The 13,859-nt window shown below is 72.5% G+C and carries 11 protein-coding genes; 7 read left to right on the top strand and 4 right to left on the bottom strand.

The genetic code is table 11. The features are described from left to right. Positions 1-29: 29 nt before the first annotated feature. A complete protein-coding gene (locus tag ACQP17_RS28850; RefSeq protein ID WP_433858897.1) occupies positions 30-671 on the bottom strand; it encodes an MBL fold metallo-hydrolase in 642 nt (213 codons plus the stop codon). Between the two features lie 87 nt (positions 672-758). Further along, positions 759-2,051 (bottom strand): 4-carboxymuconolactone decarboxylase, encoded by a 1,293-nt coding sequence (gene pcaC, locus ACQP17_RS28845; protein WP_433858896.1) that lies wholly within the window; start codon positions 2,049-2,051, stop codon positions 759-761. Between the two features lie 560 nt (positions 2,052-2,611). Here pcaC and ACQP17_RS28840 point away from each other — a divergent pair. Together ACQP17_RS28840 and ACQP17_RS28835 are read left to right on the top strand one after the other, a co-directional pair. Continuing rightward, entirely contained in the window at positions 2,612-3,718 is a 1,107-nt protein-coding gene (locus tag ACQP17_RS28840; protein WP_433858895.1) for an LPXTG cell wall anchor domain-containing protein, read from the top strand. Positions 3,719-3,827: 109 nt separating this feature from the next. Continuing rightward, positions 3,828-4,418: a hypothetical protein gene (locus tag ACQP17_RS28835; protein WP_433858894.1), complete on the top strand. Its 591-nt coding sequence runs from the start codon at positions 3,828-3,830 to the stop codon at positions 4,416-4,418. Positions 4,419-4,513: 95 nt separating this feature from the next. Here ACQP17_RS28835 and ACQP17_RS28830 read toward each other — a convergent pair whose 3' ends face one another. Next, the gene (locus ACQP17_RS28830) at positions 4,514-5,947 is read right to left on the bottom strand and encodes a DUF1254 domain-containing protein (protein WP_433858893.1); all 1,434 of its coding nucleotides are present in this window, start codon (positions 5,945-5,947) and stop codon (positions 4,514-4,516) included. Positions 5,948-6,117: 170 nt separating this feature from the next. On the opposite strand from ACQP17_RS28830, the gene ACQP17_RS28825 reads away from it, so the two are divergent. Beyond that, positions 6,118-7,317, top strand: coding sequence for a PucR family transcriptional regulator (locus ACQP17_RS28825; protein ID WP_433858892.1), 1,200 nt, complete (start codon positions 6,118-6,120; stop codon positions 7,315-7,317). Positions 7,318-7,386: 69 nt separating this feature from the next. Here ACQP17_RS28825 and ACQP17_RS28820 read toward each other — a convergent pair whose 3' ends face one another. Further along, positions 7,387-8,832 (bottom strand): oxygenase MpaB family protein, encoded by a 1,446-nt coding sequence (locus ACQP17_RS28820; RefSeq protein ID WP_433858891.1) that lies wholly within the window; start codon positions 8,830-8,832, stop codon positions 7,387-7,389. Between the two features lie 756 nt (positions 8,833-9,588). On the opposite strand from ACQP17_RS28820, the gene ACQP17_RS28815 reads away from it, so the two are divergent. The 4 genes from ACQP17_RS28815 (at position 9,589) to ACQP17_RS28800 (ending at position 13,813) form a co-directional block, all read left to right on the top strand. Next, positions 9,589-11,610 (top strand): ABC transporter ATP-binding protein, encoded by a 2,022-nt coding sequence (locus ACQP17_RS28815; protein ID WP_433858890.1) that lies wholly within the window; start codon positions 9,589-9,591, stop codon positions 11,608-11,610. Continuing rightward, positions 11,607-12,563: an NUDIX domain-containing protein gene (locus ACQP17_RS28810; RefSeq protein WP_433858889.1), complete on the top strand. Its 957-nt coding sequence runs from the start codon at positions 11,607-11,609 to the stop codon at positions 12,561-12,563. The genes ACQP17_RS28815 and ACQP17_RS28810 overlap by 4 nt, the downstream gene beginning before the upstream one ends. Positions 12,564-13,168: 605 nt before the next feature. After that, positions 13,169-13,387 carry a hypothetical protein gene (locus tag ACQP17_RS28805; protein ID WP_433858888.1) on the top strand — a complete coding sequence of 73 codons (219 nt, stop codon included), beginning with the start codon at positions 13,169-13,171 and terminating at the stop codon, positions 13,385-13,387. 48 nt (positions 13,388-13,435) lie between these two features. After that, positions 13,436-13,813 carry a MazG-like family protein gene (locus ACQP17_RS28800; RefSeq protein ID WP_433858887.1) on the top strand — a complete coding sequence of 126 codons (378 nt, stop codon included), beginning with the start codon at positions 13,436-13,438 and terminating at the stop codon, positions 13,811-13,813. Positions 13,814-13,859 lie beyond the last annotated feature (46 nt).

Below are 13,859 nucleotides of genomic sequence, written 5' to 3'. Positions count from 1 at the left end.
CCTACAGCGGGGGACCGACAGCGCCGACCTCAGCCGAGCGCGGTTCCGGTACCGGGGGTCAGACGCCCGTGCGCGGTGCCGCCCAGCCTCTCGATCAGCGAGTCGTAGATCGGGCGGGCGTGGTCCTGGAGCAGGCTGTCGTGGATGTCGACGGCCCGCCGCGGCGCGACCTCGCGGACGTAGTCGATGATCTCGGCGACCTTGTTCCACGGGGCGTGCACGGGCAGCAGCAGGGTGTCGACGCTGCGGCCCTCCGGGACGGTCAGGGCGTCGCCGGGGTGGAAGACCGTACCGCCGTCGAGGAGGAAGCCGACATTGGTCACGCGCGGGATGTCGGGGTGGATGACGGCGTGCAGCTGGCCGTGCACCTCCACGTCGAATCCGGCGGCGGTGAAGGTGTCACCCTCCCCGACCGTGTGCACCCGGCCGGGGAAGGCGGCCGAGAGCTGCTCGGCGACGCTGGCCAGGGTCCAGATCTCGGCACCCGGATTCGCCTCCATGCCCGCCCGCAGCCGGTCCTCGTGGAAGTGGTCGGCGTGCTCATGGGTGACCAGGATCGCGTCCGCGCCGACGGCCGCGTCCTCCTCGCTGAACACGCCCGGGTCGATGACCAGCGTCCGCCCGTCCTTCTCCAGCCGGACACAGGCATGCGTCTTCTTCGTGAGTTCCATGCCCGCCATCTTGCCGTGGGGCGGGGCCCGGTGGCACGTCCGGCGACACGGCCGGGCACGGCGGTGTGCCGCGGGCCCGCCGCCCGCTCAGGCCTCCGGTGTCGTCTCCTCCCGGATCACCCGCTGGGCGACCGCGAAGGCGGAGTTCGCCGCCGGGACGCCGCAGTAGACGGCGGTGTGCAGCAGCACTTCCTTGATCTCCATCGGCGTCAGGCCGTTGCGCAGGGCCGCGCGGGTGTGCAGCGCCAGCTCGTCGTGGTGGCCGCGGGCGACCAGCGCGGTGAGCGTGACGATGCTGCGGGTGCGGCGGTCCAGGCCCGGCCGGGTCCAGGTCTCTCCCCAGGCGTAGCGGGTGAGGAAGTCCTGGAATTCGCCGGTGAAGTCGTCGGCGGCCGCCTCGACCCGGTCGACATGGGCGTCGCCGAGCACCTCACGACGCACCTTGATGCCCGCCTCGTAGGTGGCGCCGCGATCCTGCTCCGCCCCCGGGAAGCCGGACTCTATGGCGGCGGGCGGCGCCTGCGGGGGCGGCGCGGGCGCGAGCTGGGGCTTGGGCGCGGAGGCGCCGATCGCGGCCTGTCCGCCGGGGCCCGGCTTGTCGTGCCAGGCGGTGGAGAAGTGCCGGATGAGGAGTTCGGTGACGGCCGAGGGCTGCTCGACGGGCACCAGATGGGAGGTGCCGGGCACCAGCGCCAGGCTCGCGTCGGGTATCCCGGCGACCAGGGTGCGGGCGTCGGTGGTCGGGGTGACCTGGTCCTCGGAGCCGACGACGACGAGGGTGGGCACCCCGACGCGGCCGAGGGAGGAGCGCACGTCGAAGGACGCCAGCGCCTCGCAGGCGGCGATGTAGCAGCCGGGGTCGGTGGTCCGCACCATCTGGACGGCCCACTCGACGATGGCGGGCTGGGCGCCGGCGAAGGTCTGGGTGAACCAGTGCTCGGGCGCGGTGCGGGCGATCGGGTCGAGCCCGTTGGTGCGGATGACCACGCCGCGCTGGCGCCAGGAGTCGGCGGTGCCGTAGCGCGATGACGTGGAGACCAGCGCCAGCGAGGTGACCTGGTGCGGCCGGGTGAGCGCGAGCTGGGTGCCGATGGCCCCGCCGATGCTGCAGCCGGCGTAGCCGAAGCGGTCCACGCCCAGGGCGTCGAGGGTGGCCAACAGCCGGTCGGCCAGCTCCGCGACGGAGGACGCCGCGTGCGCGGGGGATCCGCCGTGCCCGGGCAGGTCGAACCGGATGACGCGCCAGTGGCGGGTCAGCTCGGGGATTTGCCGGTCCCACATGTGCCACGTGGTCCCGAGCGCGGCGCCCAGGACGAGTACGGGGGCGTCCTCCGGCCCGTCACAGCGGTATTGCAGGTGCCTCGGTGGTGTCTCGCTCACCCGCCAGACCCTCTCACATATCACAAAATCTCACGTCGGCGGGGCGAATTTAGCGGGTTTCGCTACCTCTCGCCACGACAGATGCGGTACGGGCGCCCATGAGGCTCCCTCGCGGGTGCGCCCCGTTCCACCGCAGTACGTGTCCGGCGGGCGGCGCGGCTCCTTCCGGTGTTAGCCGGTCGTTAGCGGAGCGTCAGCTTCTCGGCAGTGACCCGGACCACAGTGGGTGGCGCACCGAGGAGACGACTCCACCGACCGCCCGGGGGATCTGCAATGAGCGTCGGCGCCCTTGCCGCGGCCATGAGGAAGACGCCGGGTCGGTTCGCCGACGCCGGGCTCGATGCCGACACCCTCGACGCGCACCAGGCGCCGACGACATGAGCAGCGCCCACGAGTAGAGCCCCGGCTGCACCGGTGCAGCCGCCTCCGGCGGGCCCCACCTCCACGGAGACGGCCGCGTCCGGCGCGCTCACGCGCACCCTGCGTCACGCACGACCTGCACACGACGAATGTCAACCCGCGCCGAACAGGCGCCACTTGGGATACGAGAGGTCTGCCGGATGAAGATTCGCCGCGCCCTGACGGCCGCCGCAGCGGCTGCCGTGATGGCCCCCGCCGCCGTACTGGCCGCACCCGCCGCCGCGTTCGCCACGGAGCCGGTGTCCGGGGCCGGTCCCCGCACACCCGCCTCCCCCGGCTTACCGGATGCCGCGCCACCGGCGGCCCGGCCGGCGGATGCAGCGACGCAGGGCGGCGGAACGGGCCACCCGGGCGAAGCCGCCGCCGGTGGCTCGGCCTCGCAGGACCACGACGGGGCCGCCCGCCCCGCCCCGGGCAAGCCGCAGAGGGCCGCAGGGACCGTCAAGGAGACCACCGGCGCGCACGCCGCCGCCCGGGGCGGCAAGGACGCGGGCGATTCCGGCGACGCGGATCAGTCCTGCGCGTTCGAGTCCGACCAGTTGCGCGCGGCCGTCCACGGGCTGCCGCGCCAACTGACCGCGGGCGGTGCCTGGACCCCCTTCTCGATGACGCTCACCAACACCACCGACAAGCCCCTGGCGGAGGTCCAGCCCTTCCTGCTCGTGTCCTCCGCCGAAGCCGTCGACCGGCCGGACCGGGAGCTGGAGACCGAGTACCGCGACGCCAGGACGGGGAAGTGGAAGTCCTTCCGTGACGCGTCGCCCGAGGACCTGTTCGGCTCCTTCACCGTCGGTCCGCGCGGCACCCGCACGCTCCAACTGCGCACCCACGCGGTCAAGAACGCCAAGCCCGGCGCCGGGTACGCACTCGCCGCCGGCGACTTCCGCAACCGCGACGGCTCCTGTGGCTCGGCCAAGGAAGCCTGGTACGACTTCACCCTCCTCCCCGAGGGCACGAGGCCGACGCAGCCCCCGACCGCCGAGCCGGGTGAGCCGGGCACGACGGACGGCACGGCCGGGACCGGCGGGAGCGCCGCGTCCGGCGCCGGCACGGGTGGCTCCGAGGCCACCGGTGGCCTCGGTCCGCAGGGCGGCGGCGGCCACCTCGCCGCGACCGGCTCCTCCTCCACGCTCCCAGCGATCGCGCTCATCGGCGGAGCGGCGGTAGTGGCCGGCGCGGGTGCGGTCCTCGGCGCGCGCCGCCGGAAGGGCGCGGCCGGTCCGGACTCCACGGACGTCGCCGCGTGAGCCCGCACCACTTCTCCGAGAGCCCGACACCCCACGGATCCACGGCCGCAGACCCCGAAGACAGGGGAGACAACGGCACATGGGTCCGACGAACCGGAAAGAGATCCTCATGACACTGCGCCGCGCCCTGTCGCTCACGGCCGCCACGGCCGCCCTGCTCCCCCTCGCGGTGGCCGCCGCGCCCGCCGCTCAGGCGGCCCCCGCCGTGGACCTCCCGACGTGCTCCGACGTCGGACAGGAACAGAACAACACCTTCGTGGGCCGCACGTTCGGCGTCCCCCATTCGGTCACTCTCGGCACGCACTGGACGACGTACACCGCCACGCTCACCAACGCCTCGGCGAACGAACTGAAGTCGTTCACCCTCGGCGCCACATTGGGCAGTTATGTCTACAACGAGGGCGAGCGCGACCTGAGCCCGTACGGCGATCTTCAGTATTGGGACAGCGCGCGGCACGCCTGGAAGACGCTCCGCCAGGCAGACGGAGACGCCCGCGGCACCCTCCCCGGCCCGAAGACGCTGAAGCCCCGCCGGTCCGTCCACGTGCAGCTGCGGTTCAGGGTGGGCAAAGACCTGCCCCTGGACCACGCGTACGACGCGTTCACCGGCCTCACCGGCACCTTCGTCGACCGCTACCACGACACTGACTGCACGGTCCGCGGCGACGCCTTCGGCGGCTTCTCGCCCCGCAAGGCCTGAATCCCGCGGGGGCTGCCGCCGTCGGGTCGCGACGGCGGCAGCCCCCGGGGTCCGTCCTCACACGGATCCCGGGGACTGCCGCCGAAAGGCCCACGTCAGCTGGTCATGGTGACCGCGGGCGGTGACCAGGTGCCGTCGAGGACACTGGACTTGGGCAGGTACATGCGCAGGATCATGGAGAACCGGCCGCTCGGTGCGGGGAGCCAGTTGGCTCGCTTGCCGGCCGGAGCGTCGTGCTGAAGGTAGATGTCCGTGGAACCGTCGGCGTTCCGGGTCGGCTTGACGGCATGTCCGACCTCGTAGCGGTGGATCGGGTTGGGCACCAGGAAGCCGTCCGGATCGTACATCGTCAGGGACCAGAAGGCCTTCACGGGTGGGGTCTGCCCCGGGGCGAAGTGCAGGACGTAGCGCTTGGCTCCGGTCAGTGGCCTGCCCCGGCTGTCGGAGCGGACGATCGGGTAGACGGCGTCCTGGGGGAGGTTGGCGCCGAGTCCCTGCCAGGCGGTGGTCGCGCGCAGCATGTAGTCGGTGCCGTAGTCGCCCAGGTTGAGCGAGACGCGCCAGCCGTTCACCTCGTTCCCGGACGTGGCGAGCGCGGCCTGGATCTGCTTCCGGGCCGCGGGGACGGCCCGGCGCAGGGCCTGTGCCGTGGCAGGGCCCTTGGCGTTGATGTCGAACGGCCGGCCGGGGACGATCCCCAGGCGGGCCAGGCGGGCCACCATCGGAGCGTCTTTCCTGGCGGGCGGGTTGTCGGCCATGGCCGAGGCGAGGTGGGAGAAGAAGGTCTGCGCGTCCATGCCGGCGACGCGGGTGGCCGGCGGTGTGGCGGGGATGTTCGGGTCGACGTGGCCCGGCCGCGGGGTGTGGTGGTGGCCGTGGTCACGGAGCGGGGTGAGGGTGTAGTGGCGCACCAGGGCCTTGACCGCGGACAGGTCGGAGGGGCCGTTGAACTGGGTGCGGCCGAGGATCCACGCGGTCCGGGTGGGCGACTTGATCTGCTTGACTCCGGCCGGCAGCCGGCCGTGCCAACCGGGGCCGGTGAGGGCGAAGTCGCCGGCCGAGCTGCCGGTGGTGCGGGTTCCCGGCGAGGCGAAGACGTCGGTCGACGCGCTGAGCATGGGCATCATGAAGTACCGGCCCTTGGTGTCCGGAACATGGAGCACGATCGGCCCCTTCTTCAGGTCCACCCACGCCGAGGCGTAGAGGGTGTCGACGTTCGGGGCCACCACGGTGTGGAACTCCGGGCCGGGAGCCCGGTCCGCCTTGGCGAACTGGTTCACCGGTGCCCGAAGGGTCGCCGGGTCGGGCTTGCGGACGTTGGTGGACGCCTGCTCGGTGGCCCGCGCCAGCACCAGCGGGTAGCCGTAGACGTAGGCCTTGACCGCGTCGGCGGTGGTGGCGGCGGGCGCGGGCGCGGGGTGTGCCGTGCTCGCCTGGGCCGCCGTCACCGGCACGGCGGCCAGGGTGAGTACGGCCACCCCCGCACCGGCAGCGGCACCCCAGCGGCGGAGTCGTCGCGTTGGTTTCATGAAGGGTTGTTCCTCACAGGCTGTGGTCCGAGTTGACGACCGGATGCGTGGCCCGGCAGGCCGGCACCACGCGGAGAAGGGACACCGGGTCGCTCGCGCCTCACTCTCGTCCCACCGAGGGGCCGGGACAATCGGTCCGCGGGACACGCCGGACGGCCTATCGTTGTGACGTGCCACAACGCAGCGCGTCGCCGACCGAGGCCCCGGAACCGGACGAGGGGATCCGCGGCCAGGCGGTCCGGATGGCCACCCGGCTCGAACCCCGGATCAACCACCTGGCCAGGCAGGCCGTCGAGCGCCAGCGGGCCGAGGTCCCCGGCTTCGACCGCCTCCCGGACGACATGCAGGATCTGGAGATCGCCTCGGCCGCCCGCCACACCTTCCGCGGCTTCCTCCGCGGCGTGCAGGGCCTCGCCGGCACCGACGCCGAGGTGCTACGGGAACGCGCCACCCAGCGCGCCGCGGAAGGCGTCCACCTGACCGGGCTGCTCAGGGCGTACCACGTCGGCGCCGAGGTGGCGGCGGACGCGCTGTCGGCCGCCGCCCGCCCCGGGGAGGAGGCCGCCCTGCTGTGGCTCACCCGCCGGCTGTTCACCACGGTCAACTGGCTGGCCGAGCAGGCCACCGAGGCGTACCTGCTGGGGCTGGCCGGCAAGCAGGCGGCAGGACGCGAACTGGCCGCGGCACTGCTCCGCGGTGACGCCTCGCAGGAGGTGGCCGCCCGGTGCGGACTGCCGCTCGAACCCGGCTACCTCGTCCTCAGCGTCCGCGCCCCGACGGCGCAGGAGCCGGTGGCCGCGCGGCGACTGCTCCACCAGGTCCTGGTCCGGCTCGCGCCCGCAGCGGACGGCCGGGCGCTCAGCCTGCCGAACGAACAAGGCGGCCACGTCCTGCTCCCCCTCGGCACACCCCACGCCGACCTCGTCCGGCACCTGTCCACCGGCCTGTCCCGCCCGGTGATCGCGGGAGCCGCCCTCGCGGCCACGCCGGAGGACGTCCCCGCCGCCGCCGAACAGGCGCACCGGATCGCCGCCATCGCCCGCACCCCCGGCGTGCACCGGCTCCAGGACGTACTGCTCGACTACCATCTGGCCGGCTCCCGGGACAGCGCCGACGAACTGGCCGCGCTTCTCGACCCCTTGGACGGCCACACGGGTCTGCTGGCGGCCGTCGCCGCCTTCCTCGACTGCGACCTCGACCGACGCCGCACGGCCCGGGCACTCAGCGTCCACCCCAACACCGTCGACAACCGCCTCGCCCGAGCCGCTCAGCTCACCGGCCTGGACCCGCACACCACCCACGGCATCCAGCTCTTCGGTGCCGCCCTCACCCTCCGCCGGCTCGCCGAGGACCCCGCTGTTCCGGGATAACGACGCACGCCCGGGCGGACCCGAACCCGCCGGCACGAAACACCGGTGGCGGCCCGCCTCCACCGGCCGCTACGGGCGTCCGAGAAGCTGGCTTCCGGCGGTGTTGTCGGTGCGGGCGGTGAAGTAGTCGGTGAAGGCCCGGACGAATTCGTCTTCGGTGATGCGGCCGTCGCCATCGTGGTCGAGCTGGCGGAAACCGTGATTCAGCTCGGCCGGGTGGACCCGGGAGCCGCCGAAGACCGTGCGGTACTCATCGGCACACAGGTGTCCGCTGCCGTCCGCGTCCGCGGCGTGGAAGATCGCCCGCACCGCGACATGCAGCCCCTGTTCCAGATAGCCCGGACCGGCATCGATCCCGGTCAGCATGGCGGTGACGAACTCCTCGCAGCTCACCTCTCCGTCGCCGTCGGCGTCCATGCCCTTGCGCAGGTGCTGCCACCAGGTCTCGAAGGCGGCATAGACGCGGGCTTCGCGCTCCGGGCCGAGTTCGAGCGGCCAGCACACGTTGTGCGCCATCGCCTGCAGATCCACCGAGCTGACGCGGCCGTCGCCGGTCTGGTCGAGGACCTGGTGGAAGAAGGTCCGCAGCCGCGCCGGTCGGGAATCGGCACCCCTGCGGCGGCGCGGCCCGGGAATCCGGACCGGGCTCGCCTCCGGTGGTGAAGGACGGTCGGTGGCGGCGGTGGAGAGCCGCGGGGCCGAGGAGTTGCCGGCCGGCGGGGTGCGGTAGCGCCGGTGCTCGGGCAGCGCGTTCATCAGCACACGCATCCCCCGGTGCAGGAGGAAGGACAGCAGGGCCGCCCGGCGGGTACGGCGCAGGCCGAAGCGCTCGCGGAAGGCTTCCGGCAGGTCCGCGACGGTCAGCGCGCCGATCGTGCGGGCGGCCACGGTGCGCACGATCGGCCAGGCCGGCTTCAGGCGGCCGAGGCGGCGGGGCGCGGGCGCCTCACGCAGCATGTCGTAGAGCAGGTAGCGCACGGGCTCGCTGTATTCGAGGCGCTCACGGATCGTGCGGTCCACATACGCGGGCACCTCCGCGGCCGTGGCCGGAAGCAGGTCACCGGAGAGCCCGAACTCGTCACACACCGCCCGGAATTCGCCGTACATCTCCTCCAACTCAGCGGCCGCCAGCGGGCGCCCGGACAGCTCCCGCATCGCCGTCATGCACTCGTACAAGGTGACCAGCACCCACACCCGCACCGCCGGATCCGACGCGGTGAACGGCCTGCCCTGCTCATCGTTCCCGGCCAGACGGCGGTGCGTACGCTCCAGACGGGCGACCTCACGCCGCAGCCCCTCACGGTCGGAGAAGAACAGCCGCCGCCCGCTGTCCATGGTGTGCTCGATACGCCGCCACGGGTGCGCACGGTAGGTCGAGAACCGGGCCATCCCGGCCGCGACCGCCGGATCCGCCGTCTGGAGAACCAACAGCCGCCACGCCACCAACCCGATCCGCCACTCCCCCAGCGTGCGGCGCAACAGCGAATCAGAACCGGGAAGTTCAGCACCAGCCAAGGGAACCTCTCCTCAAGCACATGGACGGTAAGGAGCCGGGGGCGCCCCGAAGAGCGATCATCCGGCAATCCGCCCAGCCCAACGGCCCCACCGGATTCCGGGAGCGGCCGGGGTTGTGAATTCACCCGTCCGAGACCTGTCGCGGGAGCCGGTTCGTGCCCCTGGTGGAGACCTCAGGAGACCTCGGTGGCGATCGCCCCGACGTCGACACCGCCACCGAGATCGCGATGCTCGCCCCGGCCGGATCGGGCGCCCCGGCTCGCGCCCTCGGTCGGCCTCGTGGGCATCCACCACCGTCGCACGGACCAACGCCGTGCGGTGGTCCCCGGTCCCGCGGGGCCGGCCTCGGAGCCTGTCGCCGAACACGCTCCCCGCCATACCCGCACCCCGCCCTTCGCGAAGCCATCGGCCGACCACGCAATACCCCGAACGAGCGACCCGTGCTGTTCGAGTACCCGCAGCTGCCCGGAAGCCAGCCCCCGCACACCTCGCACTCACGACCAGAACATGTGTTCAACATCTGCCTCCGCCGCACCCGTTACGGGGCACGATCCGGGGCTGTTCTTAGAGCACCTGTACTCATCGCGCCCTCCCGGAGGAACCCGTGAATCCCGTAGCCGTGCCTTTGACCGGACCCACCGCGTTCGAACATCGCCCAGAGTCCCTCCGCCCGCTCCCGCGCTCCTCGGTGCACGGGGTTGACGCCCACCGGCAGGTCGTTCGGCGCTCATCACGCCCGGATACGAGGTGGGGGGCATGAGCGGGACGACCGCCGCAGACGACGCGGCCGAGCCGCAGGGCAAGGTGCCCGCGCCCCGCCACGAGAACCTGACACCGCCGCCTGCGGCGATGCCCGCCGGTCCGGCGGGCGGGGACATCGCCGATGACATGAAGGAGGCGTACTGGGCGATCTACGACGGGGCCGCGGCCAAGGCGACGGTCGGGCAGATCCTCGGCCGACTCCCGCGCATCGTGCGTCAGATCGGCCAGTTGTCATGGCGTGCCGATCGGCCCGCGACGGTCGCGGTGGTGGTGCTCCAACTGATGTCGGCGGCGATGTCCGCGTTCGGTCTGGTGGCGTCCGTGGCCGTGTTGCATCAGCTGTTCGCCCAGGGCCCGACCCCGGACAGGGTCCGCTCGGCCGTGCCGCAGATCCTGCTCGTGGTGGCGTTCCTCTCCGCCCGGGCTCTGCTCGAAGCCGGGGTCGCCGTCGCGCAGGCCCGCGTGACGCCGAAAATCCGCACCTCGCTGGAGAGCGACTTCCTCCAACTGGCCGCCCACGTCAGCCTGGAGGTGGTCGACGACGCCGACTGGCACGACGATGTCTACCGGGCCAACGACCGCGGGCTCTTCTACGCCCGGCAGATCGTCGGCCAGGTCGTCTCATTGGCCTCCGCATTCCTCGGCCTGATCGCCACGGCCGGTGTCCTGACCGTCCTGCACCCGCTGCTGCTGCCCCTGCTTCCGCTGTCCGTCCTGCCCGTCGGGGCGGCCGCCGTGCGCACCGCGCGGGCGCGCTTTCACAGCTTCCAGCGGTGGAACGCTCTCCAGCGCCGGGTGCGGGTCTTCTCCTGGCTCCTGCTGGACCGCGACTCGGCCGCCGAACTCCGCGCCGACACCGCCCAACGAGCCCTGCTCGACGAGCATCACCGCCTCACCACACGCATCGCCGAGGAGGACACCCGCCTGGGAGTCAGTGCCGCCCTCCTCACGCTGGCCGGCCGCGGCCTGGGCGGGATCGGGGCCGGCCTCACCTACGTCGCGTTGGGGGCCATGCTGATCGCCGGGTGGCTTCCGCTGGCGGCCGGCGCCGGAGCGGTGATCGCCATCCAGGCGAGCCAGACCTCCCTGACGCGGTTCGTCGATGTCGCCCACCTGGTCTACGAGCACGCGATGTGGGTCAGCGACCTGCTCGCCTTCCAGGACCGGTGCCGCTCGCTGCAACCTCGCCGCGGACAGCAGAAGGCACCCGACACCGTCGAAGCAATCACGTTGCGGAACGTCAGCTACACCTACCCCGGCAAGGACGCCCCGGCGCTCGATGACATCTCCCTGACTCTGAACGCCGGGGAGACCGTCGCCTTCGTCGGCCTCAACGGGTCCGGCAAGAGCACCTGTTCACGGTTGATCGCCGGCCTCTATGACCCGCAGATGGGGACAGTCCTGTGGGACGGGGTGGATGCCGCGGGCCTGGACACCGAATCCCTTCAACAGCGGGTGGCCACCGTGCTGCAGGACCCGGTGCGCTTCCCCTTCAGCGCGCTGGCGAACCTCACGGTCTCGCGCGGCACGCTCACCGAGGCCGAACCGCAGCGGGCACTGGACGCCGCGCGGTCTTCCGGTGCCGACCAGGTCATCGCCGGCCTGCCCGGCGCCTGGCAAGCGCTGCTGTCCAAGCGGTTCCGCGACGGCCAGGAGCTGTCGGCCGGCCAGTGGGCGAAGATCGCCGTGGCCCGAGGACTCTACAAGGACGCGCCGGTCCTGCTGCTGGACGAGCCGACCGCGAGCATGGACCCGCGCGCCGAACACGACGTCTACCAGGCGGTGCTGCGCGGCAAGCTCCGCGCTGACCAGATCACCGTGCTGATCTCCCACCGGCTGGCCAGTGTCGTCGACTGCGACCGCATCTATGTCTTCGACAACGGCCGCATCATCGAGCGCGGATCCCACCGAGAACTCATGGCCCTCGGGGGCGACTACGCCCAGATGTTCACGCTCCAGGCGGCCGGCTACCGGACCACGTCCACAACCTCCGACTCCAGGACGGTGCACCCGTGACCGAGACAACATCTGAGCTCGCCTCCCCCTCCCCCATGGTGCTGAGGGCGGCGACGGCGAACGCTTCGGCCCTCATCCACGACGGGGCCGGCGCCTACCTGCTGCACCTGCGGGACGACATTCCCGGAATCTGGGAACCGGGGTCGTGGTCCCTGCTCGGCGGCGGCCGTGAACCAGGCGACCGGACTCCGGAAGAGACGGTCCGGCGCGAACTGCGCGAAGAGGCCGGCCTCGACATCCCCGGCCTCGTCCCCTTCGCCGTGGAAGAAGCACGCAGAGACGACGGCACCGCCGTTCCGATTCAGATCTTCGCCGGCCGGTGGAACGGCGACCCCGCGGCGCTGCCACTGACCGAGGGCGTCATGCTGCACTGGTTCCGTCCGGACGTCATGCCACGCCTTCGGATGGCCCCCTCGACCCTCGCCCTGATCCACCGCCACGCCGAGCGGGACTCCGCCGAGGCCCACGCGGACGCCTCCTCGATGGCGAGCGCGGGCGCTGCCGCGAGCGGAGCCCCCGTGCTCAACGTCGTCGGTGTCCATCTCTACGTGGAGAACGTGGACGGCGAGGTGCTGCTCGGCCTGCGCCACCCCGACTCCGCCCACGCGGGGTCCACCTGGCACTTCCTGGCGGGCCACTGCGAGCAGGAGTCCGCCGTGTCCTGCCTCGTCCGCGAGGCTCACGAGGAAGCGGGGCTGGTGATCGACCCCGGCGATGTCGAACTCGCCCATGTCGTCCACCTCGTGCACGGTCCGGGCGGCCGGCCACGGATGCAGATGGTGTTCCGGGCCCGCCGCTGGGCGGGAACACCGGAAATCCGGGAGCCCGACAAGTGCAAGAGCTGGGACTGGTGGCCCCCGGACGCCCTCCCTACCCCGATCGTGCCCTACGCCCGGGCCGCCATCGAGGGCATCCGCGCGGGACGCCTGTACACGGAGGTGGGCTGGTCATGACGCCTGACAAGAGCCGAACCGGCCTGCGGAGCAATGCCCTGCCTGAGCACGATCCCGTCCCTGCCCGTCGGCAGCGGCTCCTCAAGCCCGCAGACGAGGCGGCTTCGGCACGGGCAGCGATGGTCGCCCCACTGGAGATGGCCGGCGCCCTCCGGCCCGGTCCGGTGCGCGAGGCCCTGCCGGCGCTGCCGCGCGAGGCGCTGATGACGCAGGCGTACATCCGCCGCAGCGCGCTCGACGAACGTCCGCCGCGCTGGGACCTGGCCCGGCGTACTGCCCGGCCTGCCGCACGTGCACGCCTACCCGCACGCAGCCGCCTGTCGGGGGCGAGCCGGCCGAAGCGGTGCGCCTGCGGCAGGACATGGCCGAGCGCGTCAGCGCCGGTGGCTGGGCGCCCTCGGCCGCCGTCCAGGGCGCGCTGAGGGCGGTGCCGCGCCACCTGGCCGCTCGTCCCGCGCGGCGCGGACGCCGCTGCCACGGTCGAGGACGGCTCGCTGGCCTACCTCACGCACGTCCTGGTCCAGGACGGGGAGACCGCCGAGGAGCGCCGCTCCGAGTTCGTCGTCCATGCCTTCGGCCCGGCCGCCGCGATGCCGGCGGAGCGCATGGCCGCTTGCGTACGGGCCTGGGACCGGCACGTACGCGGGGCCGGCTACCCGCAGATGAGCGTCCACCCCGCCGGCACCTCTGACCACGTCCTCCCCACCGGGCACCTCCTGGACAAGGCCTCCTCCCGTCTGGTCTTCCAGTGGCCCGGGCACGAACGGACCGAACCCGCGGGGCCCATGGCAGCGGCCCCTACCGAGGCCGGAGGCGGGCAGTGAACCTCGGAGAAAAGCCGGCTCCACCATCGAAAGAGAGGAGACACCACCGTGCGCAGAGACACCTGGGACACCGTGTCCCACCTGGCCCGCCGCTTCAACACCCATGACGACGAACGCGGGTTGGATCAGGTACAGCAGTGGACCCTGCAGGTACTGAAGATCGCCGAGGAGACCGGCGAGGCCTCTCAGGCCCTCATCGGTGTCCGTGGCACCAACCCCCGCAAGGGCGACAGCCACACCTGGCAGGACGTGCACGCCGAGGTGGCGGACGTGGTCATCACCGGTCTGGTCACCCTCGCCCGCATGCGCCCCGACGACGCCGACCGGTACTTCCGGCAGCAACTGAGCGCCAAGGCAGCGCGGTTTTTTCCCGCAGGGCCGGATGACGGTCCCCCGGGAGATGCGGGAGAGGTGGAGACGGTATGAGCGGTAGGCAGGACGCACGCCGGAGCCGACTCCGCCCCGGTTCCCC

It is taken from the genome of Streptomyces kronopolitis (assembly GCF_050953795.1).
Taxonomy (GTDB): Bacteria; Actinomycetota; Actinomycetes; order Streptomycetales; family Streptomycetaceae; genus Streptomyces; species Streptomyces kronopolitis_A.
The sequence above is the reverse complement of the archived record's forward strand: the minus strand, read 5'-3'. Positions and strand labels throughout refer to the sequence as shown.